This window comes from Longimicrobium sp. (assembly GCF_036399255.1).
In the GTDB taxonomy this organism is placed as follows: Bacteria; Gemmatimonadota; Gemmatimonadetes; order Longimicrobiales; family Longimicrobiaceae; genus Longimicrobium.
This window is the reverse complement of the sequence record NZ_DASWNM010000161.1, coordinates 61,262-83,739: the sequence shown is the minus strand read 5'-3', so window position 1 is coordinate 83,739 and position 22,478 is coordinate 61,262. Positions and strand designations below refer to the sequence as shown.

The 22,478-nt window shown below is 71.5% G+C and carries 20 protein-coding genes; 14 read left to right on the top strand and 6 right to left on the bottom strand.

Going from position 1 to position 22,478, the window contains the following annotated elements; genetic code table 11:
• Positions 1–23: 23 nt before the first annotated feature.
• Both VGC13_RS30500 and VGC13_RS30495 read right to left on the bottom strand, forming a co-directional pair.
• The gene (locus VGC13_RS30500) at positions 24–1,340 is read right to left on the bottom strand and encodes a cation:proton antiporter (protein ID WP_331129125.1); all 1,317 of its coding nucleotides are present in this window, start codon (positions 1,338–1,340) and stop codon (positions 24–26) included.
• A gap of 324 nt (positions 1,341–1,664) precedes the next feature.
• The gene (locus VGC13_RS30495) at positions 1,665–1,847 is read right to left on the bottom strand and encodes a hypothetical protein (protein WP_331129124.1); all 183 of its coding nucleotides are present in this window, start codon (positions 1,845–1,847) and stop codon (positions 1,665–1,667) included.
• 385 nt (positions 1,848–2,232) lie between these two features.
• Between VGC13_RS30495 and VGC13_RS30490 the strand changes: the two genes are divergently transcribed.
• From VGC13_RS30490 to ftsY, 5 genes are all read left to right on the top strand, one after another.
• Entirely contained in the window at positions 2,233–3,606 is a 1,374-nt protein-coding gene (locus VGC13_RS30490; RefSeq protein ID WP_331129123.1) for a S41 family peptidase, read from the top strand.
• A gap of 53 nt (positions 3,607–3,659) precedes the next feature.
• Complete coding sequence (locus tag VGC13_RS30485) at positions 3,660–4,424, top strand: hypothetical protein (protein WP_331129122.1); 765 nt, start codon at positions 3,660–3,662, stop codon at positions 4,422–4,424.
• A 569-nt stretch (positions 4,425–4,993) separates the two neighbouring features.
• Positions 4,994–5,203: a hypothetical protein gene (locus tag VGC13_RS30480; protein ID WP_331129121.1), complete on the top strand. Its 210-nt coding sequence runs from the start codon at positions 4,994–4,996 to the stop codon at positions 5,201–5,203.
• A gap of 123 nt (positions 5,204–5,326) precedes the next feature.
• A complete protein-coding gene (locus tag VGC13_RS30475; RefSeq protein ID WP_331129120.1) occupies positions 5,327–5,527 on the top strand; it encodes a hypothetical protein in 201 nt (66 codons plus the stop codon).
• Positions 5,528–5,796: 269 nt separating this feature from the next.
• Positions 5,797–6,726: a signal recognition particle-docking protein FtsY gene (gene ftsY, locus VGC13_RS30470; protein ID WP_331129119.1), complete on the top strand. Its 930-nt coding sequence runs from the start codon at positions 5,797–5,799 to the stop codon at positions 6,724–6,726.
• Positions 6,727–6,859: 133 nt separating this feature from the next.
• Here the strand turns inward: ftsY and VGC13_RS30465 are convergent, their stop codons facing one another.
• A complete protein-coding gene (locus VGC13_RS30465) occupies positions 6,860–7,168 on the bottom strand; it encodes a pinensin family lanthipeptide (protein ID WP_331129118.1) in 309 nt (102 codons plus the stop codon).
• 367 nt (positions 7,169–7,535) lie between these two features.
• Between VGC13_RS30465 and VGC13_RS30460 the strand changes: the two genes are divergently transcribed.
• Both VGC13_RS30460 and recG read left to right on the top strand, forming a co-directional pair.
• Positions 7,536–7,790 (top strand): hypothetical protein, encoded by a 255-nt coding sequence (locus tag VGC13_RS30460; RefSeq protein ID WP_331129117.1) that lies wholly within the window; start codon positions 7,536–7,538, stop codon positions 7,788–7,790.
• Between the two features lie 151 nt (positions 7,791–7,941).
• A complete protein-coding gene (gene recG, locus VGC13_RS30455) occupies positions 7,942–10,014 on the top strand; it encodes an ATP-dependent DNA helicase RecG (RefSeq protein ID WP_331129116.1) in 2,073 nt (690 codons plus the stop codon).
• A 463-nt stretch (positions 10,015–10,477) separates the two neighbouring features.
• Here recG and VGC13_RS30450 read toward each other — a convergent pair whose 3' ends face one another.
• The 3 genes from VGC13_RS30450 to mazG all read right to left on the bottom strand — a co-directional run bounded on the left by VGC13_RS30450 (position 10,478) and on the right by mazG (position 13,481).
• A complete protein-coding gene (locus tag VGC13_RS30450; protein ID WP_331129115.1) occupies positions 10,478–11,068 on the bottom strand; it encodes a hypothetical protein in 591 nt (196 codons plus the stop codon).
• A 21-nt stretch (positions 11,069–11,089) separates the two neighbouring features.
• Complete coding sequence (locus VGC13_RS30445) at positions 11,090–12,592, bottom strand: HAMP domain-containing sensor histidine kinase (protein ID WP_331129114.1); 1,503 nt, start codon at positions 12,590–12,592, stop codon at positions 11,090–11,092.
• A gap of 70 nt (positions 12,593–12,662) precedes the next feature.
• Positions 12,663–13,481 carry a nucleoside triphosphate pyrophosphohydrolase gene (gene mazG / locus VGC13_RS30440; RefSeq protein ID WP_331129113.1) on the bottom strand — a complete coding sequence of 273 codons (819 nt, stop codon included), beginning with the start codon at positions 13,479–13,481 and terminating at the stop codon, positions 12,663–12,665.
• A gap of 23 nt (positions 13,482–13,504) precedes the next feature.
• Here mazG and alr point away from each other — a divergent pair, with 23 nt between their 5' ends.
• The 7 genes from alr to VGC13_RS30405 all read left to right on the top strand — a co-directional run bounded on the left by alr (position 13,505) and on the right by VGC13_RS30405 (position 22,250).
• Complete coding sequence (gene alr, locus VGC13_RS30435) at positions 13,505–14,677, top strand: alanine racemase (RefSeq protein WP_331129112.1); 1,173 nt, start codon at positions 13,505–13,507, stop codon at positions 14,675–14,677.
• A gap of 107 nt (positions 14,678–14,784) precedes the next feature.
• Positions 14,785–16,044: a hypothetical protein gene (locus VGC13_RS30430; protein ID WP_331129111.1), complete on the top strand. Its 1,260-nt coding sequence runs from the start codon at positions 14,785–14,787 to the stop codon at positions 16,042–16,044.
• A complete protein-coding gene (locus tag VGC13_RS30425) occupies positions 16,041–17,201 on the top strand; it encodes a hypothetical protein (RefSeq protein ID WP_331129110.1) in 1,161 nt (386 codons plus the stop codon). Before VGC13_RS30430 ends, VGC13_RS30425 begins: the two co-directional genes overlap by 4 nt.
• Positions 17,198–18,331 carry a hybrid sensor histidine kinase/response regulator gene (locus VGC13_RS30420; protein ID WP_331129109.1) on the top strand — a complete coding sequence of 378 codons (1,134 nt, stop codon included), beginning with the start codon at positions 17,198–17,200 and terminating at the stop codon, positions 18,329–18,331. The genes VGC13_RS30425 and VGC13_RS30420 overlap by 4 nt, the downstream gene beginning before the upstream one ends.
• Positions 18,332–19,022: 691 nt before the next feature.
• The gene (tmk, locus tag VGC13_RS30415) at positions 19,023–19,703 is read left to right on the top strand and encodes a dTMP kinase (protein WP_331129108.1); all 681 of its coding nucleotides are present in this window, start codon (positions 19,023–19,025) and stop codon (positions 19,701–19,703) included.
• Between the two features lie 61 nt (positions 19,704–19,764).
• A complete protein-coding gene (locus VGC13_RS30410) occupies positions 19,765–21,414 on the top strand; it encodes a S41 family peptidase (protein WP_331129107.1) in 1,650 nt (549 codons plus the stop codon).
• The gene (locus VGC13_RS30405; protein ID WP_331129106.1) at positions 21,414–22,250 is read left to right on the top strand and encodes a sulfite exporter TauE/SafE family protein; all 837 of its coding nucleotides are present in this window, start codon (positions 21,414–21,416) and stop codon (positions 22,248–22,250) included. The genes VGC13_RS30410 and VGC13_RS30405 overlap by 1 nt, the downstream gene beginning before the upstream one ends.
• Positions 22,251–22,478 lie beyond the last annotated feature (228 nt).

The window sequence follows — 22,478 nt, the reverse complement described above, 5'->3', positions numbered from 1 at the left end:
TTTAGCAACACCCTCTCAGGAAGTCAAAGCGCAGAGTCAGCAGAGTAAGCAGGGTCTCGTACCGTTGCCTCTGCGCTGACGATATGGACGGGCGCGCCGGCGACGGGCGCCTCGGCCGGAACGAGGGGGGCGGGATAGATCCACTCCAGCAGCGGTGTCGTCATCACCGTGCTGGCCACGGCCATCACCACCATGATGGCGAACAGCGCGGGCGAGATCACCCCGATCTCCAGCCCCACGTTCAGGATCACCAGCTCCATCAGGCCACGGGTGTTCATCAGCACCCCGATCGCGGCGGATTCGCGCCAGTCCATCCCCGCCATCCGCGCCGCCAGCGCCGACGCGCCGAACTTGCCCGCCACCGCCACCACGATCACCAGCGCGGCGATCCCCCACATCCCGCCCCCCTGCACCATCTCCACGTGCGTGCGCAGCCCGGTGAACGCAAAGAACAGCGGAAGCAGCAGGACGACCGTCGCATCCTCCAGCCTTCCCGCCACCGCGTCGGCGACCCTCCTGCCGCGAGGCATCACCACGCCGGCCAGGAACGCGCCGAACAGCGCGTGCAGCCCCAGCGCCTCCGTGGTCCACGCCGCCGCCAGCACCACCAGCAGCACCAGCCCCAGCGCCTCGCGCTGGCGGTGCCCGTCGCCGGAAAAGCCGGCCGCCAGGCGCGCCAGCAGCGGCCGCACCCCCAGCACCATCACGGCGACGAACGCGGCCGCCCCCGCCACCATGGCCCACGGCGGCAGGGGCCCGGCCCCGGCGCGGATCAGGGCGACCACCGCCGCCAGCACGCACCACGCGATCACGTCGTCCAGCGCCGCGCAGGCCAGGGCAAGGGTGCCCAACCGCGTGTGCAGCAGCCCGCGCTCGGTGATGATGCGCGCCAGTACGGGAAACGCCGTCACGCTCATCGCCGCGCCCATGAAGAGGGCGAACCCGGTAAGCGGCACGCCCGGCGGCGCCAGCAGCGGATGCAGGTACACCGCGAGCCCTGAGCCCAGCGCAAACGGAACGGCCATGCTGGCCAGGCTGATGGACAGCGCCGCGCCGGCGCGGCTGCCCAGCTGCGTGTGGTCCATCCCCAGCCCCAGCAGGAACATGAAGATCAGCAGCCCCACCTGGCTCAGCGCGTTCAGCGCGCCCAGGCCGTCGGGGGGAAACAGGGCGCGCGACACCTCCGGGGCCGCCCACCCCAGCAGCGACGGCCCCAGCAGGATGCCGGCGACCATCTCGCCCACCACCTGCGGCTGGTGGATGCGGCGGAACAGGGCGCCCAGCAGCCGCGCCGCCAGCAGCACCACGACCACCTGTGCCAGCAGGTTGCCGACGGACATCGATCGAGTCGGGAGGGAGGGTGTGCCGTTCCGCGCGCGGAGAGGGGCGCGATGTGGCAGGGCAGGCGAGACGGTGAGAAGCACCGCGGTCAGCGCCGGGCCTTTGCGGGTTGCGGAGGATACATAAACGGGCAGCCCGACCCCTCGCAAGCCGACGGATGCCCATCGCCGATGTACGGGAAGTGCATCCGCCGCCGGCCCCGGATAGCGGAACGCCCTCCACCGTGTCGGGGAGGGCGTTCGCGTGTCTGCGTGGTGCAACGAATCCGGAGGCGCGCGGTCGCTCCGGACCGCAATCCGACGGCGCTCCGGACCCGCGGAATCCTACTCGCAGCCGCGCGTCAGTCCGCAGAGCGTATCGTCGTAGGTGCGGCACAGCTGGGCGGGGCACGACGGCGGCGCGAGCGTGGCGACGTTGGCGTGCACCGTCCCCGCGTCCTCGGCCGCGGGCGCGGTGGGAAACGATTCGACCCGCAGGTCCTCGGCATCCAGGCGCAGCTTCTTCATCGTCGGTGTCCTTCGCTGAAGTGTTCACGTGCGATTCACGTCACCACCGATGCACGACTCGCACCACTTTCCCGCCATCGTGGGAACACCTAGTGCACTCTCCATTCCCGGCCGACGCAGCCCACCCCCCCGTTTGCCGAGCCCTCGCAGTTCTCCCCCTCTCCGCGCGGAACGGGCGGAGAGGGGTCCGGGGGGAGGGGGCCCCCGCCGACGCGGTTCGCTGCCTGCCACCTTCTCGTTGTGCCCGTCATCCTCCCGCCGCTGTTACGTTCCTCCCGCTACCGCCCGTCCGCCCGGGCTGGTATCTTCGTGGGCCGCTGAAACTTCGGACCGGCGTTCGCCCGTATTCGGCGCACCGATGACCGACATCTCCAGCCCAGCTCGCATGCCCACGCGCACCCTGTTCCGCCCGCTCGCGTCCCTGCTGCTCGCCGCCGTCGCGTCCGCGTGCTCCGCGGCGGGCTCCGTCGCGCAGCCCGGCACCCCCGCCGCGCCGGCGATGGACCCGGCGCTGGCGCTGGCGACCTTCGACTCGGCGTGGAGCCGCATCCACAACAGCTACTACGACACCACCTTCAAGGGCACCAGCTGGACCGCCGTGCGCGACGAGCTGCGCCCGCGCGTGCAGGCCGCCCGCACGGAAGGTGAGGTGCGCGCCGTCATCGGCGAGATGCTGGGCCGCATCGGCGACAGCCACTTCGCGCTCATCCCGCGCGAGGCCGCCGACGCCGTCGACCCCGCGTCGGACGGCGGCGAGGGTGCCGTCCCCGCAGACGCCGGGGTGGAGCTGCGGCTGGTGGAGGGCGCCGTCACCGTCACCCGCGTGGAGGCGGGCGGCGCCGCCGAGGCGGCCGGCGTGCGCACCGGCTGGGTGCTGGAGGCCGTGGACGGGCGCGAGGTGCAGCCCTGGCTGGACGCCCTGGGCGCGCTGCAGGGCGAGGCCGCGCAGGCCGCCGGCCGGCTGGGCGTCATTGGCCGGGCGGGCGCGCTGCTGCAGGGCGGCGAGGGCGAAACCGTCCGCGCCCGCTTTCGCGGCGGCGACGGCGCGGCCGTGGAGCGCGAGCTGGCCCTGCGGCGCGTGGCGGGCGAGCCGGTGCGCTTTGGCAACCTGCCCACCATGTACCTGCAGGTGCACAGCCAGCGGGTGGATCAGGACGGCGGCTGCGTGGGCGTGGTGCGCGTGACGCTGTGGATGGCCGCCATGCGCGACGCGTGGGAGCGCGCCATGGACGAGTACGCCGGCTGCCGCGGCATGGTGGTGGACCTGCGCGGCAACCCCGGCGGCCTGGGCGGGCTGGTGATGGGCGTCTCGGGCGCCTTCCTGGACCGCAGCGTGGCGCTGGGGGTGATGAAGACGCGGCAGAACGACCTTCGCTTCGTCTCCATCCCCCGCCGCGTCACGCGCGACGCGCGGCCCGCGCAACCGTTCGCCGGGCCCGTGGCCATCCTGGTTGACGAGATGAGCATGAGCACCTCCGAGATCTTTGCCGCCGGCATGCAGGGCGTCGGCCGGGCGCGCGTGTTCGGCGAGCGCACGCCGGGGATGGCGCTTCCCGCGCTGATGGTGCGGCTCCCCAACCAGGACGTGCTGTACCACGCCGTCGCCGACTTCGTGGACCCCAACGGCGTGCGCATCGAGGGGCACGGCGCCGTGCCCGACGAGCGCGTGCCCCTTACCCGGGCCGACCTGCTGGCCGGGCGCGACCGCCCGCTGCAGGCGGCGCTGGACTGGATTCGCGGCGCATCCGCGCCGCGCTGAACCGCTTCCCCGCGTCGGGGGAGCGCACTGGCAACTTCAAAGGAGCAGGACCGATGACCGCAAGACCCGTCGGACGGCGCGTGTGGGCGCTGGCGCTGGCCGTATGCGCCTTGGCCCCGGCCCCCGCGGCCGCGCAGCAGCTTCCCCCCGCGCAGCAGCTGGTGCAGCGCTACCTGGACGCCGTCGGCGGCCGCGAGGCCATGCTGGCGGCCCACAACACCCGCACCCGCGGCACCTTCTCCATGCCCGCCGCCGGCCTGACCGGCGAGCTGGAGGTGATCTCGGGCAAGCCCAACCGCGTGGCCACCAAGGTGACCATCCCCGGGCTGGGCGACATCCGCAACGGCTACGACGGCACCACCGGCTGGTCGCTGGACCCCATGATGGGCGCGCGCCTGCTGAGCGGCGCCGAGCTCGAGACCGCGCGCGAGCAGGCCGACCCCCTGGCCAACGTGCGCGACCCGTCGGCCTTTACCTCCATGGAGACGGTCGAGCAGACCACCATGGGCGGCCAGGCGTGCTACAAGGTCAGGCTGGTGTGGAAGTCCGGCCGCGAGTCGTTCGACTGCTACGCGGTGGACGGCGGGCTGATGGTGGCCAGCGTCAACACGCAGGAGTCGCCGATGGGAAGCGTGGAGGTGGTTTCGCTGCTCAGCGACTATCGCCAGTTCGGCGGCATTCGCCTGCCCACGAAGCTCACGCAGGAGATGGCGGGCAACCAGCAGGTGATCACCGTCACCTCGGTGGAGTTCGACGTGGTGGATGACGCCGCCTTCGCCCCGCCCGCCGAGATCCAGGCGCTCAAGCCCGGCAACTGATCCGCGGCGTTCTTTCGATCGAACCATCGCCGCCCCGGACGCACGCCCGCGTCCGGGGCGGTCTTCGTTGAAGGAAAAGGAATTGGACTCACGCAGAGGCCGCAGAGGAAACCCCTCTGATACCGAATCCCGCAGTTCATTGTGAACCCAAACTTCTACTGCCGTCTCACACGGAAGGCACGGAGAGCACGGAGGAGAAACCTGTCCTCTTGTCTTCTCCGTGTCCTCGGTGTGACGCAGAATCCGGGAAAACAACACCTTCATGCGTACAGAGGAACAGAGTCAGACAGAGGAGCGAAGATGATACCCTGGCTCGCTTTCTCTGTCTGACTCTGTTCCTCTGTACGATTATTCTTTTTCAGGATCTGGTCTGAGGATGAGACGGCCTGTGGGGCATGCACGATCGGGCCGAGAATCTGGTATGAGGCCTCTGCGTCCTCTGGTGAGAACGATCTTTTGCCGAGCCGTGGATTTTCCCGGCCGTCTGCGAGACAGGAAATGTCGGGATGCATGAGATTTGCGGGTTGCTGCCCCCGTCGAACATCAACCACGAGAATCAGGAGAACCCGATGAAGAAGCTGTCGCTGGATCTGGATACACTGCGGGTGGAGAGCTTCGCCACGCAGGACGTGGAAGCCGCGCGCGGCACCGTGCGCGCCCACGACGACACCGTCGAGACGGAGAACTGCACCTTCGAGCAGACCTGCCTCATTACCACCTGCGTGTCGCTCAAGACCTGCCGGGCGGCCGGAGACAACGACGCGGCCGAGAACCGCTGACGCTCGCCGCCGGCATCGGTGCAGATGGTTGTGTCCAAAAAAGACTTCATATAGAGTAGTATACGCCGATTTCGTCGGAGTTCGTCCGGCGCATGAGGCGGGACCCGCATCGAGGGGAATCCCATGAAGAAGCTGCTGCTCGCGGTGGAGGATCTGGCCGTGGAGTCGTTCGACACGGCGGTGCCGGGGGATGGTCACGGGACGGTGAAGGGGCACGAGACGGGGATGGAGACCTGCTACGACATGGGGTGCCGGCTCAGCTACCAGACGGACTGCCACCGGTGCAACTGGGACAGCCAGCAGACCATGTGCATCTACTGCTGAACACGGGGAGCCGCCCCTGCCCGCCGGCTCCAGACCGGGCGGCAGGGGCGGATGTGCAACGTGGACGCGGAGGGCGCGCAACGCCCTCCGCGTCCTTCGCGTTGGGGGCTCCGCTCACGGGTCCTGGCGCCTGATCCCGCGTCCGGTTGGCCGTACGGCTGCTTCGCCGTATATTCGGGCACCGGCTGGCGCGGCGGGTGTACGCGGCAGCGGATTCTCTGTGGATTGATGAACGCCGGCCGTGCGCCGGCTTTTCTCGGATAGGGCTGATGGCGCGTCTGTTCCGGACCAAGGAAGAAGGCAAGAAGTCGCTCTGGGACCGCATCGTCGACGTGGCGCTCACGGACGTCACGGTGCTGGTCAAGGGGCTCGACGAGGGCTCGCTGGAGGGGCTGGAGGAAACGCTGATCGCGGCCGACTTCGGCGTGACCGCCACGCTGCGGCTGGTGGGCGTGGTCGAGACGCTGGCGGAGCGCGGCGTGGCGAAGTCGCAGCGCGACTTCCTGCGCGCCGTCCGCGAGGAGATCGAGGCCATCCTGCGCGCCGGCCGCTCCGACACCGCCCTGCGCTTCAACTACGAGGGCGGCCCCACGGTGTTCCTGGTCGTGGGCGTCAACGGGGTGGGGAAGACCACCACCATCGCCAAGCTGGCGCACCGCCTTACCCGCCAGGGGCGCAAGGTGATGATCGCCGCGGGCGACACCTTCCGCGCCGGCGCCATCGAGCAGCTCAAGCGGTGGGCGGAGCGCGTGGGGTGCGACTTCGTCGGCAGCGAAGCCGGCCGCGACCCCGCCGCCGTCGCCTTCGACGCGATGGAGCAGGCGCAGGAAAAGGGGGTCGACGTGCTCATCATCGACACCGCCGGCCGCCTGCACACGCAGACCGACCTGATGAAGGAGCTGGAAAAGGTGCAGCGCGTGGTGGCTAAAAAGCTGGACGGCGCGCCGCACGAGACGCTGATCGTGCTGGACGGCACCGTGGGGCAGAACGCCATGGCGCAGATCCGCACCTTTGGCCAGACGCTGCCGCTCACCGGCATCGTGCTCACCAAGATGGACGGCACCGCCCGCGGGGGCGTCGTGGTGGCGCTCAAGGAGGAGTTCAACCTCCCCGTCAAGTTCCTCGGCGTCGGCGAAAAGATGGACGACCTGCTCCCCTTCGAGATCGACGCCTTCGCGAAGGAAGTGCTGGAGGCCTGAAGCGGCGGGTACGGAAGACACACCCGGACGCATGAACGGACGGAAGCGCGCGCTTCCGTCCGTTCATGTTTGTGGCGATCAACCCACGGGACGCACCGTGGAAGGGGCCGCGTCGCGCGCTTGAACTGTCGCCTCACGTCCAGAAGGTGCAGCGATGGCAGTTCGTGTAGTAGCTCAGGCACTGGGGGTTGCACGTGAACTCCGCGGGATCGCCGCCAAGGCTCAGATGGCATCCGTCCGCGCAGGTGGGCTCACAGGTGTGGACCGCCGTGAACGTAGGGTCGCAACCACCCGTCTCGCAGCCGGCGTCGATGGTCTCGCAGCCTACCTGCGGACAGCTGTGCAGGCTCTCCTGCATCCCCATCACGGTGCCCAGCCGGGCACCGTTCTCCGCCGTGGCAAAGGATTCTACTTCCAGGTCGCTGATGTTGAGCTTCTTCATGGGAGGGCCTCCAGGCGTGGACGGTGGGCGTCCTGCGTGCGGATCTCGCGCGTGAGCCGCGCCGTCAGGTGGGGTGGATGAACGTTCATCCATGGCCGGCCGGGATAGGACAAATAGTAAAGCTCAAGTGCATTTTACGCAATTTGACAGGTGCGGAGACCCGTCTGCGGATGCTTGACGCCTGGTCGAGACGTGGCCGGATGATGCGCTGAGAGGCACCTTGTCCCGCCAGGGCATCCCTGCTCGTTCCGTAACTTGTGTTTGCCTTTACGGACATCAATCATTTACAATGCAACAATTGAGGGCTCTTCGGGGTCGCATACCGGTGGGCTTTCCTTCACACACACGCACACACGGGAGACGAGCGATGAAGAAGCTGAAGCTGACGGTGGACGAGCTGCACGTGGAGTCCTTTCGCACCGACGACGAAGAGGCATTCCCGCGCGGCACCGTGCACGGCAACGCGAGCGACTCCACCTGTATGCAGCGGATCTGCGAGTGCAGCGGCGACACGGACTGGGACGTGAGCTGCGGCACGTGCAACGCGGTGGAGTACACCTGCTACAACACCTGTCCGTCCCACTTCAACTGCCCCACCGCCGCGGGCTACCAGGGCTGCTGATCGGCCGCTCGATGCTCCACGCGCCCCCGCCGGCACGCCTGGCGGGGGCGTGCGCGTTCCGGCGCGTCCCCACTCGCGCGCACCGGGCCCGCCGAATACATTCCGAACGTCACCGGCGCCGCTCGCGCCGTTCGTATCCCATATGACGTTCGTGCCCACCTACACCGACCTCGACCGGCCCGCGCAGTTTCTCAAGGGCGTCGGTCCCAAGCGGGCGGACCTGCTGGCAAAGCTGGGTCTGATGACCGCGCGGGACGTGCTCTTCCACGTCCCCCACCGGTACGAGGACGCCTCCACCGTGTCGAAGATCGGCGCGCTGGAGCCGGGGATGGACTGCACCATCGTGGGGCGCGTGGTCAGCAAGGGCGTGCTCCCCACCCGCCGGGGCCTGCGGATCTTCCAGGCCGTGGTCCGCGACTCCACCGGCCTCATCGAGTGCTCCTGGCCCGGCCAGCCCTTCCTGGACCGCACCATCGCCCGCGGCGACCTGCTGCTGCTGCGCGGCACCGTCCGCTTCTATCACGGCCGCCAGTTCCAGCCGCGCGAGTACACCGTCCTGGCGCGCGAAAAGGAGGAGGCCGCGGAGGAAAGCGGCACCATCTTTCCCGTCTACCCCGCCACCGAAGGCCTTACGCACCGCCAGGTCCGCACCCTCATCGCCGAGAACCTGGACGACCTGCTGCGCCAGGCAAAGGACGAGGACCGGCTGCCCAGGGAGATCCGCGAGCGCGCCGGGGTGGCCCCGCTGGCCCAGGCGCTGGAGTGGCTGCACCGCCCCGCGTCGCTGGCCGAGGCGGAGCAGGGAAGGCGGCGGCTGGCGTTCGAGGAATTGTTCTTTCTGCAGCTTCTCTACGCCCAGGCGCACCACCGCGCCTCCACCGAGCGCCCGGGGATCGCCTTTGCGCGGCGCGACACCCTGGTCAAGCCGTTCCACAAGTCGCTCCCGTTCACCCTGACCACGGCGCAGAAGCGCGTGCTCAAGGAGATCGGCGAGGACATGTCCAGCCCCCGCCGCATGAACCGGCTGCTGCAGGGCGACGTGGGATCGGGCAAGACCATCGTGGCCCTGTTCGCCATGCTGCGCGCCGTGGAGAACGGCCACCAGGCCGCGCTCATGGTCCCCACCGAGATCCTGGCCGAGCAGCACGCGCGGACGCTGCAGAAGCTGCTGGACGGCCTTCCCGTCGGCGTCACCCTTCTCACCGGGCGCCTCTCCACGAAGCAGTGGAAGGAGGTCAACTACCGCATCGCCTCCGGGGACGCGGACATCGTCGTGGGCACGCACGCGCTCATCCAGGAGGGCGTGCAGTTCCACAGGCTGGGGCTGGTGGTGGTGGACGAGCAGCACCGCTTCGGCGTAAAGCAGCGGCTGGCCATCCAGGAGATGGGACAGAACGCCGACACGCTGGTGATGAGCGCCACCCCCATCCCCCGCTCGCTGGCGCTGACCCTGTACGGCGACCTCGACATCTCCGTGCTCGACGAGCGCCCGCCCGGCCGCCGGCCCATCAAGACCGCGCTGCGCTCGGAGTCGTCGCAGCCGAAGGTGCTGAAGTTCGTCCGGGAAGAGGTGCGCAAGGGGCGGCAGGCGTACATCGTCTATCCGCTGGTCGAAGAGTCCGAGAAGGTGGAGCTCAAGGCCGCCACCGCCGAGTTCGAGCAGCTGAGCGCCCTCTTTCCCGACCTGCGGATGGCGATCATCCACGGCCAGATGCCGGGCGAGGAAAAGGACCGGGTGATGCGGGCCTTTGCCGCCGGCGAGGTGGACGTGCTGGTGTCGACCACGGTGATCGAGGTGGGGATCGACGTTCCCAACGCCACGGTGATGGTGATCGAGCACGCCGAGCGCTTTGGCCTGTCGCAGCTGCACCAGCTGCGGGGGCGGGTGGGGCGGGGATCGGAGGACAGCTTCTGCATCCTCATCTTTGGCGGCCAGGGCTCGCTGGAGCGGCTCAAGGTGTTCGCCGCCACCGAGGACGGCTTCGCCATCGCCGAGGCCGACCTGCGCCTGCGCGGCGCCGGCGACCTGTTCGGCGCGCGGCAGTCCGGCCTCCCCGCCTTTCGCTTCGCCAACCTGGAGAGCGACCTGAACCTGCTTTCCATCGCCCGCGGCGAGGCGCGCGCCATCGTGGAGCGCGACCCCGAGCTGGCGAACCATCCAGACCTGCGCGAGGCCATCGCCACGCGGTACGAGGAGCGCGCGCGGCTGTTCCGGGTCGGGTGAAGGGGTGAAGGGGTGAACGGGTGAACGGGTGAACGGGGGCGTGCCCTCCGGGTTGCATCGCGCATCGCCATTCCCGGGTTGAAACCCGGGGCTGGAAATGCCAGAAGCCCCGTCTCGGCTCGCTTGCGCTCGCCGAACGGGCTTCACCTGCAACACATCGCGATGACTTCCTGAGGGAGCGCCGCGCCGCCCTCCGCTGCACCGACAAACCCGGCGCGCGACGGAAGGACCTTGCCTGCATCACGATGGGCGTCGCGACGCACCTCGGACCCTGCCGACCCGAGAAGGTGAAGCCCCGCACGGCCGCGTAGCGGCTGTGGCGGGGCTTATGGCATTTCCAGCCGCGGGCTTTAGCCCGTGGTGGGTCGTGTGGTCGTGTGCCCGCGGTTCGTCGGCGCGCGGGGCCGTGTCTCCGTGGTTTCCCGGACGCGTGGGGTGTACCCGCGGGCGTCCGCCGATGTCTCTACTCCGGCCGCGGCGCCAGGGTGTTGCGGATGCGCTGCAGCTCTTCGCGAAGCTCGCGGATGGTCTCGTCGCGCGCGGCGACCTCCCGGCGCAGGCGCGCCACCTCCGCGCTCTGGTCTCCACCGCCGCCGGGGCGCACCACCACCGTGGTGTCGCTGCGCGCCACCACCACCGGGTCGCAGCGCAGCGGGCCCGCGCGCTGCTCGCACGGAAGCGCCAGCTGCCGCGAGAGCCCCAGCAGCGTCTCCGCCTCGGGACGCCGCGTCACCCGCCCGCGCGCCGTGTCGGAGGCCAGGTACATCTCCAGGTTCTGCGTCGCCAGCCCCGCGTCGTACGCCGGGTTGGTGGGCTCCAGGTACAGCGTTCCCAGGTAGAATCGCGCCTCGCGCCCCTCCTGCACCCGCGGGTGCTCCGCCGCCAGGCGCTGAAACGCCGCCATGGCCACGCGAAACGAATCGCGCTGCATGGCGGCGTGCCCCTGGCGCCACAGGTCGTCGCGCCGGGCGGCGTCGGGGCCCAGGTTCTCGGGCGCCAGAACCGAGCAGGCGGAAAGCAGCGCGGCCAGTAGAATCGCGGTGGCGGTCTTCATTCTGCGGGCGAAAGGCGGAGCTCAGGACGGCCTGGGTGCGGGCGGCCGCTCGGGAAGGAACACGCGAAAGCGCGTCCCCCGTCCCTCCTGGCTTTCTGCACCGATCGTGCCCCCGTGCGCCTCCACGATCTCCCGCGCGATCGCCAGCCCCAGCCCCGACCCCACCGAGCGCGGCTGCGCGTCGTTCTCCACCTGGTAGAACTTCTCGAAGATGCGCGGCAGCTTGTCCTCGGGGATCCCCACCCCCGAGTCCTCCACCTCCACCTGCACGCCCCCGTCGTAGCGCGACGCGTCCACCCGGATGCTGCCGCCCCGCTCCGTGAACTTGAAGGCGTTGGAAAGCAGGTTGCCCAGCACCTCGCTCAGCCGGTCCTCGTCGCCCACGATGGTGGGCGGCAGGTCGTCGGCCAGCTGCACGGGAAAGTCGATGCCGTTCTGCACCGCCAGCACGCGAAAGTCGCTGGTCAGGTCGTCGAAAAAGGCGCGCAGGTCGATGTCGCGCAGCTCCAGCCGCGCGCCCCCCGCCTCGAAGCGGCTCACGTCCAGCAGCCGGTGCACCAAGCGGGCAAGCCGGTCCGTCTGCGCGCTCACCGCCTCCAGCGTCTTCTTCTGCTGGTCGTTGACGTCGCCGTAGATGCCGTCCGCCAGCAGCGTCACGTAGCCCCGGATCACGCTCAGCGGCGTCTTGATCTCGTGGCTGGCCACGCTCACGAACTCCGCCTTCAGCCGGTCCAGCTCGCGCAGCTGCTCGGTCATGGTGTCGAACGAGCGCGCCAGGTCGCCCAGCTCGTCCGGGCGTTCGTGGGGGATGTGGACGTCCGGCTCGAAGTCCCCCTGCGCCACCGTCGCCATCCCCCGCCGCAGCTCGCCGATGGGCCGCAGCAGCGTCCGCGTCAGCAGGCCGCCGATCACCAGCGTGGCCGCCAGCGCCAGCGCTAGCGCCACCAGCGTGGTGGTCACCGCGCTCCGCGCCACCGTCTCCGCCCGCTGTACCTCGCGCCCCGTCTGGGCGTTGATCGCCTGCTCGATGCGGTCCAGGCGCGGTTCCATCTGCCCGAACTGCTCCTCCACCGTACGCCGCACCGAGTCGGCCGCATCCCGGTTGCCCGAAGCCAGGGTCGTCCGTTCGCGCACGATGCTGGCGACGATCTCCGCCCACAACTGCTCTGCGGGTGCGCTGGCGGCGGCGTAGTCCCGCTCGCGCTTCAGCTGGCCCAAGGCCCGTCGCACGCCGTCGGATGCGCTGTCCGCCTGCAAACGAGGCCCGATGGTGTCTGCAGGGTTCGCCGCAACGCCAACGCCCCCGACGGGGTAAAGCGCCACGTAGCGCCGCTGGGCGTCGCTGGCCGTCTCCACGCTGTTGCGCAGGTCGCCCAGCGCATCGGTGGCGCCCACCCCCTGCTCGTCCAGCCGACGGGTGATGCCGTGCACGTCACTCAGCGCCATCAGCCCGTATGCGGCGGGAATGGCGAGCAGAACGGCGATCCCCACCAGCGTCAGGACGATTCGTTGCCTGAGGCTCATCCGCCGCCGCCTGGGGAAAGGGAAGTGCGCGCGGTGATGCGCGGTCCGGACGGGAGATGCAGGAATCGCGTCACCGCGCCTCCCCGGGCGCATCCGCCGCGCGCTCCCTGCGCTTCACCTCGTCCCACAGCACGTCCAGCGCCTCCAGCCCGGCCTCTCCGAAGACCACGCCGCGCTCCGCCGCCAGCCGCTCCAGCGCCCCGAAGCGGCGCGAGAACTTGGCGTTGGCGCGGGCCAGCGCCGCCGTGGGATGCACGTTCGCCAGCCGGGCCAGGTTCACGGCGGCAAAGAGCAGGTCGCCCACCTCGTCCTCCAGCCGGTCCGGGTCCGCGTGCTCCAGCTCGCGCCCGATCTCGTCCGTTTCCTCGCGCACCTTCTCCCACGCGCCCCGGGGATCGGGCCAGTCGAAGCCCACCTTCGCCACCCGGTCCTGGATGCGAAAGGCGCGCAGCAGGGGGTCCAGCCCCGACGGCACCTCGTCCAGGATGCCCCCCGCCGGCCGGCCCGCCCGCTCGCGCGCCTTGATGCTTTCCCACGCCTCCGGCTCGCCCAGGCCGTACAGGTGGGGGTGGCGGCGGCGCATCTTTTGCTCCAGCCCGGCGACCACTTCTTCGCGGCTGAAGGCGCCCGTCTCCTCGCCGATCACCACCTGGAAGGCCACGTTCAGCAGCAGGTCGCCCAACTCGCCGCGCAGCGCCGCGGGGTCGCCCTCGGCGATGGCGCCGGCCACCTCGTGGGCCTCTTCCAGCAGGTAGCGGGTCAGCGACGCGGGGGTCTGGGCGGCGTCCCAGGGGCAATGGGCGCGCAGGAACTCGACCAGCGCCAGGGCGCGGTCCAGCGTGCCGCCGTCATGGCCGGCGGGGCGGGTTTCGGCTTGCGATTCACTCACGGTCGGCCTAGAATACTCGGTTTGTGTCTGATCCGTCAACGGTGGTTTCGCGGGCCTGGGTCGAGGTGGACGGGGCGGCGCTCCGGCGCAACCTGCGGCGCGTGAAGAACGCCGCCGGCCCGGGCGCGGCCGTGGTCCCCATGCTCAAGGCCAACGCCTACGGGCTGGGGGTGGCCGCGGTGCTGCGGATGGTGCGCGCGGAGCTTTCGGCCGACGAGCTGTTCGCCGTCGGCGTGGCGGCCGTGGCCGAAGGGGAGGAGCTGCGCGCCCTGGGATGGACCGGGCGCGTCGTCGTGTTCGCCCCCGCGCCGCCGCAGGAGTTCGCCCGCGCCGCGGCCGCCGGCCTCACCCTGGCCCTCTCGGACCTCGATTCCGTCCGCCGCTGGGCGCACGAGGCGCGCGGGGCGGGAACGCGGCTCGCCTTCCACGCCGAGGTCGACACGGGGATGGGGCGCGCCGGATTTCCGTACGCGGAAGCGGCCGGGTGGGGCGCCGCCGTCGCCGCGGAAGCGGCGGACCTTTTGGAGTGGGAGGGGTGTTTCACGCACTTCCATTCCGCGGACGAGCCCGACCTGGCGCCCACGGACGAGCAGCACCGGCGGCTGGCGGCGGCGCTCGACGCGCTCCCCGCGACGGTGGCGGCTTCGGCGCGGCGCGTCGTCCACAGCAGCAACAGCGCCGCCTCCGTGCGCCGCGGCGGCTACGGCGGCGACCTGGTTCGCCCCGGCATCTACCTGTACGGGGGATCGGCGGGGCCGGGGGCGCAGCCGGAGGCCGTGGTCTCGCTCCGCGCCCGCATCGCCCTGGTCAGGGACGTGCCGACGGGGTGGACCTGCGGATACGGCGCCACCTACACCGCGCGGCGGCCGGAGCGCTGGGGCACGCTGTCCATCGGCTACGGCGACGGGCTCCCCCGGGCGCTCTCTCCCGCGGGGGGGCAGGCGCTGGTGCACGGGCGCCGCGTCCCCATCATCGGCCGCATCTCCATGGACATGACCGTGGTGGACCTGACGGAGGTCCCCGGGGCGCGGGCGGGGGACGCGGCCACGCTGATCGGCCGCGACGGCGGGGACGAGATCACGCTGGACGAGGTGGCCGCGAAGGTGGGCACCATCTCGTACGAGGTCCTTACCGGGCTGGGCCCGCGGCTTCCCCGGACGTACGCGGACGGAACGCAAGCGGCTCCAGCCGCGTAACAGACTACCCGCGGCGGCACTGGCCGGCTGGCACGGCCCGGCCGCCGCGATTTTGCGGGCGCCCCCGGCGCCCCGCGCAACTGAGCATGACCCGTTCTTTCCATCGGATGCAATCCCGCTTTCTCTTTGGCCTGCTCGCCGCGCTGGCGCTGACGGCGGCCGCGTGCTCGGACCAGACGCCCGTGCTTTCGGGCGACGACCAGTTCCCCCCCGGGAGCATCTCCGTCACCCGCGAGGTGATCCTGCCCGCGTCGGCGTTCTTCGAGACGCTGGGCAGCTTCAGCGGGTACACGAGCGCCGCCAGCGCGTCGTACCTGGTGGTCGCCAACCAGTACGGGGGCGAGCTGAACGCCCACGCGCTGGCGCGTTTTCGCGGCTTTCCGCGCAACGTGACCTACGTGCGCGACAACCTGAGCCGCACCGACACGCTGTTCACCTTCGTGAACACCCGGCTGGTGCTGGGCGTGGACACGCTGGCCACCGCCGGCCGCCCCTTCACCGTGCAGGTGTGGGAGGCGGCGCAGTCGTGGCACGCGCGGACGGCCACCTGGACCCACGCGGTGGACACCGCCGGCGTCCGCACCCCGTGGACGGAGCCGGGCGGCACCCGGGGCGCGCTGCTGGCGCAGGGGACGTACGCCGCGGGCGACTCGCTGGTCATCCCCCTGACCGCCGCCGTGGTGGAGCGCCTGTCCGACACGCTCAGCAACGGGGTGGTGTTCACCGTGGCCGAGACGGGGGCGCGGGTGGAGTTCTCGGACGTGCTGCTGCGCGGCTCGGTGCGCCCCGACAGCGCCAACCCCGACACCACCATCGCCTTTACGGCCGGCAGCGGCGGCGACCGCGTCACCGTGTACACGCCCGAGCAGCCCAACGCGCCCGAGGGCATCGTGGGCGTGGGCGGCATTCGCTCGGCGCGGACGCTGCTGCGGCTGAACCTGGAGCAGACGGTGCCCGGGTGCGCCGCGGGCCAGACCTGCGCCAACGTGCCGCTGAGCGCGGTGCGGCTGAACCAGGTGGCCGTCCTGCTGCGGCCGGTCGACGTGCCACGCGGGTTCGGGGCGCTGAACCGGGTGCCGCTGGCGCTGCGGCTGGTGGACGAGCCGGAGCTGGGCGGGGCCGCGCCCATCGGGCAGACGCTGCTGGACCAGGACGCCACCTTTGCGCGGGGCGACACGGTGCTGGTGCTGCCGGTGACGGCGCTCACCACCACGCTGGCCGCCAACGACTCGCTGCCCCGCACCTTCGCGCTGGTCAGCGAGCTGACGGGGATCGAGTCGCCGCCCACCTTCGGCGCGCTGTTCTTTGGACCCGACGCGCGGCTGCGCATCGTCTACACGCTCACCACGCGCCGCCCGCTGCCATGAACATCGCTCGCATCCTGGGCGCCGCCGCGGCGCTCTCCCTGATCGCCGGTCCGGCGCAGGCGCAGTCGCTGCTTTCCGCGCGCGGCCTGGGGCTGCCGCTGGAGCCGGTGGACGCCCGCGCCCGCGGCCTGGGCGGGCTTACGGTGGGCCTTCCCGACGCGCAGATGTCGCTGGTGAACCCCGCGGCCGCCGTGGGGCTTCCCGCCGCCGGCCTTACCGTCACCTTCCAGGCGGACGAGATCTCCAGCCAGGCGGGCGACCAGGCCGACGACTTCACCACGGCGCGCTTTCCCGTGGTGCAGGCCGCCTTTCCCCTGGGCCAGCGGGTGGTGGGAACGCTGGGGTACGCCTCGGTGCTGGACCAGAACTGGTCGGCCACCCGCAACGACAGCATCGAGATCACCGGCACGCGGGTGGCGGTGGTGGACCGCTTCCGCTCCAACGGCGGCGTGGCGCGGCTGCGCGCCGGGGCGGGGTACCGCCTGCTGCCGCGGCTGGACGTGGGCGCCGCCGTCGACATCTACAGCGGCGCCGTGCGCGACTCGGTGTTCCGCATCTTCCAGAGCTCGACGCTGGGCTCCAGCGTGGTGGGCACCACCTACGAGTGGCAGGGGCTGGGCTTCAGCGCCGGCGCCCGCTGGCGCGGCGACGCGTTCAGCGTCTCGGCCGTGGTCAGCGGCGGCGGCAACCTGACGGCCGAGCCGCAGGACTCGGGGGTGGTGGCGCGGGACTACTCGCTTCCCCTGCAGGTGGACGCCGGGGCCAGCGCGCGCATCGCGCAGCAGGCGATGGTGGCCGTCTCGGCCCGCTGGGCGGGGTGGGGCTCCGTGGGCGAGGACCTGGCGGTGGGGCCGGGCGACCAGGCGCGCGACGCCGCGCAGGTCACGGCCGGGGTGGAGTTCGAGGGGCTGCGCTTCCTGGGCCGGCCGGTGCCGCTGCGTGCCGGCGGACGGCTGTCGCAGCTCCCCTTTCGCTGGGAGGATGGCGCCGAGTTCGTGGACGAGCGGGCGGCCACCGCCGGTCTGGGCGTGATCTTCGGGGGCGGGGCGGCGTCGCTGGACCTGTCCGGCGAGCGCGGCTGGCGCGGCGGCGACGCGGCCGGGATCGAGGAGTCGTTCTGGCGGGTGTCGCTTTCCCTGTCGCTGCTGGGCCGGTGACCCAGCCGGCGGCCGGGGCTCCCCTGCTGCTGGTGGTCGACGACGAGCCCGCCAACGTCGACGTTCTCTGCGACCTGCTGCAGGCGCTGGACTACCGCACGGTGGGCGCGGCCGGCGGCGAGGCGGCGCTGGCCATCGCCCGCGAGCGGCGGCCGGACCTGGTGCTGCTGGACGTGATGATGCCGGGGCTGGACGGCTACGAGGTGTGCCGCCGGCTCCGGGCCGACCCGGACACGGCGGGGATCCCCGTGGTCTTCGTGACGGCGCTCTCCGGGCCGGACGACCGGGTAAAGGGGATCGAGGCGGGCGGCGACGACTTCCTGACGAAGCCGTTCAGCCGCCCGGTTCTCGTTGCCCGCATCCGCTCGCTGCTGCGGCTCAAGGAGGCGCAGGACCGCCTGGCGGACAGCTACCGCCGGCTCCGCGAGCTGGAGGAGCTCAAGGACGACCTGACGCGGATGGTGGTGCACGACCTCAAGTCGCCGCTCTCGGGGATCCTGGGCAGCCTGGAGATGGTGCTGGACGGCGACGCGGGCCCGCTGGCGCCGGCGCAGGTGCGCCTGCTGCGGGACGCGCAGGAGCGCGGCGGCGACGTGCTGCGCATGGTGGACAACCTGCTGGACCTGTCGCGTCTGGAAGAGTCCGCCGTGCGCCTGCAGCCGCGCGAGCTGGACGTGGGGCGGCTGCTGCGCGAGGTGGCCGGCGACTGGAACGTGCGGGCCGAGCGCGAGGGTGCGCGGCTGGCGGTGGAAGGTCCCGCCGGCGTGGGCGTGCGCGCGGACGAGGGGATGCTGCGCCGCGTGCTGGCCAACCTCATCGGCAACGCGCTGCGGCACGGGGGGCCGGGGGTGGCCGTGCGCGTCTCCGCCGTTCGCGCGGACGACGGGGTCAAGGTGAGCGTGGCCGACAACGGGCGCGGCGTGCCCGAGGCGGAGCACGAGGCCATCTTCCGCAAGTACGGCCGCGTGCAGGCGGACGGGGCGTCGTCGGGGCTCGGCCTCACCTTCTGCAAGCTGGCGGTGGAGGCGCACGGCGGCCGCATCTGGGTGCAGAGCCGCCCGGGCGAGGGCGCCATCTTCCACTTCGTCCTCCCCCCGCGCCCGCCCGAGCCCGCCGCCTCGCCCGCCTGAAGCCGCGGGCGTATCTTTCGATTCGACAAAAAAGCGCGGTATCGAACTCCGTCCGCCGCGCTTCGAGATCGATCGCCCGCATCTCCCGCGCACTATCTCCCGCGCAGGGCTGCATCGGCAGGACGCCGGCTCCCACGGCGGGTCAGGCATCGGGTCGGTGCACAGGTGAGGTGCGGCAGGGGGCCATGAGAAATTTTTTCAGAAGGCACCGTGGCCTCCGGAGTGTCGCCGCGCCCGCTGACGGCACCCCCTGATGCGCGATCTTGAAGACCGTCCGACGCGCCGGGTATCGTCCCCGCGCGGAGCGCTGCACCGGCTGTCGCGCGGTGGGCAGGTCCGGCAAAAGACGCGCATCAGGTATGGGCGTCGGCGGGGTGCACGGCGAGGACGGCGGATCCGGGTGCGGGATGAGAATCCGGTAAACCCGCAATCCAGACGTCAGGCGTGGTGGTTGCCGGGGGCTGGAGGAGATGAGCGGAGGGATGCATCCCTCCTCAAAAAAATTCTCATGGCCCCCTGCCGCACCTCACCCGTTTGCCGACCCCGGACTTTACCTGACGCGGGGCTCTGACCTCGGTGCTTCACGGTGGCCGTGGCAATCGATGTCGATCGTTCCGGACGAGGTGGATGGAGCGCCGTGAAGGCCGTCCATCCGCCTATCCCAATCCTGAATCAACACACCGCCGCACCGATGGAAGACGCGCCGCCGAGCGAGCGTAAGTCCGGCCTGTTCCTTGCCTTCGAAGGAGTCGAAGGCTCCGGGAAGACCACGCAGGTGGCGCTGCTGGCGGCGTGGCTGCGCGAGCAGGGGCACGAGGTGGTGGTGGCGCGCGAGCCGGGCTCCACGCCCCTGGGCGAGCGGGTGCGGCGCACGGTGCTGGACGAGGTGGCGCTGGAGGTGCCCGCGCGCAGCGAGCTGTTCCTGATGCTGGCCGCCCGCGCCGCCTTCGTGGAGCAGGTGGTGCGGCCGGGGGTGCAGGCGGGGCGCATCGTCATCGCCGACCGGTTCGAGCTTTCGACCCTGGCCTACCAGGGCGCCGGGCGCGGGCTGCCGCTGGACGAGGTGGCGGAGTGCAACGCCGTCGCCACCGGCGGGGTGACGCCCGACGCCACGGTGCTGCTGGACGTGGACCCGGGGGTGGGCGCGGGGCGGCAGCGCGCCGCGGGAAAGTCCGCCGACCGCATGGAGCGCGAGGACGAGGCGTTCCACCGCCGGGTGGCCGCGGCGTACCGGGAACACGCGGCGCGGGTGGCCGGGATCGTGCGGGTGGACGCGGATGCGCCCCGCGACCAGGTGCAGGCGCGGGTGCGGGCGGCGCTCGCCTCCCGTTTTCCCGAAACTTTTGCGGGAGCGGGGTTTATCAGCCAGTAAGCGGGACGCCTTGGCGCGGGTGCGCGGGTCCCTTTCCCCAGCAGGTTCGTCCGGAGGTTCCATGAAGCTCAAGCGTACCGTCGTCGCGCCCGCCATGGTGGCGGCCGTCGCCGTGGTGTCGGGGGGCTGGCTGCTGCAGCAGGACGTGGGCAGCCAGCAGAGCGTGTTTCAGCGCGCCCGGCTGTTCGACGAGGTGATCGAGTACGTGCGGGGCCGCTACGTGGAGCCGCACTCCGAGTCGGACCTGTACCAGAAGGCCATCGAGGGGATGCTCACCGAGCTGGGCGACCCCCACACCACCTTCATGACGGCCGAGCAGTACCAGGACCTGCACCGCATGACCACCGGCGAGTACGGCGGCCTGGGGATCCAGATCTCGTCGCGCGACGGCTGGGTCACCGCGGTGGCCATCCTTCCCGGCACCCCGGCCGAGCGCCAGGGGATGCGGGTGGGCGACCGGTTCCTGGAGATCAACGGCAAGAGCGCCGAGGGGTGGAGCGACGACGACGCGGTCAAGGAGCTGCGCGGGCCCAAGGGGACGCCGGTGCAGCTGAAGGTGGCGCGGGTGGGGGCGGACCAGCCCATCTCGTTCACCATCACCCGTGAAGAGATCCACGTCCGCTCGGTGCCGTACGCGTACATGGTGGCGCCGGGGGTGGGCTACACCAACCTGATCAACTTCAGCGCGACCAGCACGCAGGAGCTGCGGGCCTCCATCGACAGCCTGCGCGCGCAGGGCGCCCGCTCGCTGGTGCTGGACCTGCGCGGCAACCCGGGCGGCCTGCTGGACCAGGGCGTCAGCATCTCGGACCTGTTCCTTCCCCGCGGCGACGCGGTGGTCGAGACGCGGGCCCGCGATCCGCGCGAGAGCGAGACCTTCCGCGCCAGCACCCCCGAGACGTACGAGGGGCTGACGGTGGCGGTGCTGGTGGACGGCTACAGCGCCAGCGCGGCCGAGATCGTGGCCGGCGCGCTGCAGGATCACGACCGCGCGGTGGTGCTGGGCTCCACCACCTACGGCAAGGGCTCGGTGCAGTCGCTGTTCCCGCTTTCCGGCGGCAACTTTCTCAAGATGACCACGGCCAAGTGGTACACGCCGGTGGGCCGCTCCATCCAGAAGGACGTCAAGGAGGGCGAGGAGACGGGGGCCGAGGAGGATCCGGCGGCGATGGGCGCCGACGGCACGCCGGTGACGCAGGACACGACCACCAAGGTGCCCTACCGCACCGACAGCGGGCGCACCGTGTACGGCGGCGGCGGCATCGTGCCCGACCTGGTGGTGCGCCAGGACACGGCGTCGGACGCGGAGAAGGAGTTCTTCCGCGCGGCGTCGCGCAACGCGGCCAAGTTCCAGGACGCGCTGTTCGGCTACGCGGTGGCCTTCGAGCGCGCCCACCCGGACCTGCGCCCCGACTTCGCGGTGACGCCGCAGATGCGCCGCGAGTTCTACGAGCGGCTGCGCGCCAACGGGGTGGAGGTGACGCCCGAGCAGTACCAGGGCGCCCAGCGCTTCATCGACGCGCAGCTCATCGACCAGATCGCGCGCAGCAAGTTCGGCCCGTCGGTGGCGGTGCGCCGCGACGACACCACGGACCGCGTGCTGCAGGAGGCCGTGCGGCTGCTGCAGCAGGCGCCCGACACGCAGGCGCTGCTCCGCGCGGTGCAGCAGCAGCGCCCGGCGGTGGCGCAGGGGACGGCCGGCCGGCGCTGATGCCCGCCGGCGCGGTCCTGGCGGTCTTCGCCGTCGGTCTGCTCGCCGGCCTGCTGTCGGGGCTGGTGGGGGTTGGAGGAGGGGTGCTGATGGTGCCCTTCCTCTACTTCTTTTATGCCCGCCCGGGCTGGTCCGGCATTGCCCCCGCGCCCGACGTGGCCACGGTGGCGGCGCACGCGACCAGCCTGTTCGTCATCATCCCCACCTCGCTGCGCGGGGCGTGGGCGTACCACCGGCGGGGGCTGGTGGTCTGGCGCGCGGTGTGGCCCATCGGCCTGGCGGCGGCGGGGGCGGCGGCGCTGGCCTCGCGCTTCGCGGTGCAGGTGGAGCCGCGCTGGCTGCGGCTGGTGTTCGCACTGTTCCTGCTGTGGAACGCGGTGCACGTCCTGCGCGCGCCGCGGGAAACGGCGAAGGACGACGCGGCGCCCCGGCCGCCGCGGCTGTCGCCGCCGGTGACGCTGGGGACGGGCGCGGCGGTGGGGGTGTTCTCGGCGCTGCTGGGGGTGGGCGGCGGGCTGGTCGCCATCCCCCTGCTGATGCACGGGGTGGGGATCCGGCTGCGGTCCGTGGCGGCCACGTCGCTGGCCATCATCATGCTCACCAGCCTGGGCGGGGCGCTGGCGTACATGCTGGCGGCGCCGGACGCGGCGGTGCGGCCCGGGTGGAGCGTGGGGTACGTGGACCTGGGCGTAGCGGCGGCGCTCGCGGCCGGCACGGTGCTTTCGGTGGGAGTGGGCGCGGCGCTGAACCGGCGGATGAACCCGCGCACGCTGTCGGTGGTGTTCGCCGTGATCTTTGCCGCCCTGGGCCTGCAGCTGCTGATCGCGAATGTGTGAGGGGGGGGATAAGGGTCGCACCGGCCTCTCGGGTACGTCCGCTGCTTTGGCGTGGGGCGGGCGCCCCCTCCGGGCTCGCATGACTCGCCCACCTCCCCCAAAACCGCTGGGGGAGGTTGGGGTGGGGCTGGGGATGGAGGCGGTTCGATCAGGCTGCACTGCGTTCGCCGGCGCCCCGCCAACAGCGCGGGGAGGGTGATGCGCACCACAACGTCCGGAGCGTGATCG